This window comes from Fibrobacter sp. (genome assembly GCA_024399065.1).
Classification (GTDB): Bacteria; Fibrobacterota; Fibrobacteria; order Fibrobacterales; family Fibrobacteraceae; genus Fibrobacter.
Genome location: JAKSIB010000108.1, coordinates 1 through 1,187 on the forward strand (window position 1 = coordinate 1; position 1,187 = coordinate 1,187).

At 47.9% G+C, this 1,187-nt stretch carries 2 protein-coding genes; both read left to right on the top strand.

What is annotated here, in order from left to right:
• The coding region (locus MJZ25_16680) for a hypothetical protein (protein MCQ2125798.1) at nt 1-256 on the top strand (256 nt) is incomplete at its 5' end.
• Nucleotides 257-279: 23 nt separating this feature from the next.
• On the top strand, nt 280-1,187 hold a 908-nt coding region (locus tag MJZ25_16685), incomplete at its 3' end, for an IS3 family transposase (GenBank protein ID MCQ2125799.1).

Sequence of the window (1,187 nt, forward strand, 5' to 3'; positions counted from 1 at the left end):
AAAAACAGGCCTCAACAAGAACCGAGTTTACAAAATTCTTAGTACCTTTGCAGTCGAAAACCCAGAACTGGCAGAGCAAATGAAGAAAAAAGGAAAGGACTTGGTTCCAGAAGACTACACTAGATTACAGAAGGAACTGGCAGATCTGCGTAAGCAGCTCGCCAAGGAGAAACTTCGTGCCGACTTCTATGAGGAGATGGTTGCGTTTGGCAAGGATGTGTACGGCATAGACCTAAAAAAAGCTGGCACCAAGTAGCCGGACGGCTTCACACTAAGGACGTGAAAGAATACCAGATCACTTCCATGTGTGAGTTGCTTGGTGTATCAAAACAGGCCTATTACAAGCATGGCGACTGTCTTATGCGCAAACTTGCAGAGGAATCCTTCGTCGTTGAGTATATAAAGGAAGTACGTTCAAAGGACAGGGGCATCGGTGGTTGCAAGCTGTGGGAGATGTATTCCCGCAAATTCGGCAAGGACCACAGCGTAGGCTACAACCGTTTCTATGACATCATCGACAAGTATGACCTGAAGGTCCGTGAGCGTAAGCGTCGTGCCCATACGACAGACTCCACCCACGGATTGCCATTGTATCCGAACATTGCCAAGGACCTGTTGCCCGACCGCCCTAACCAGTTGTGGGTAAGCGACATAACATACATACCCTTCTGGCTGGATAAGGAACAAGGCGTGTATGACTTCTGCTATCTCTCCCTGATAACGGACTACTACACAAAGGAAATCATTGGAACCAGCGTTGGGGCGACTTTGGAGACAAGATACCCCCTCGAGGCTCTAAACAAGGCACTGGAACGACTTGGAGGCAGGACACCTGATGACCTGACTCATCACTCTGACCGTGGCGTACAATACGCCAGCTACGCATATACAGACATCTTGAAACATTGGCAGATAAAGATCAGCATGACGGAGAACGGCAACCCAAAGGACAATGCCGTGGCAGAACGCGTCAACAACACCATAAAGAACGAGTTGCTCATGGACATGGAGTTCTTCTCCATAGAGGAGGTAAAGGATGCCGTGCGCATAGCCGTTGACTTCTACAACAATGAGCGACCTCATATGAGTATAGACGGAATGACTCCATCGGAAGCTGCACTCTGCACAGGAGAAATAAACAAGAAATGGACAAGTTATAGAGAAATTGCCATAAAAACTTGCAAAGG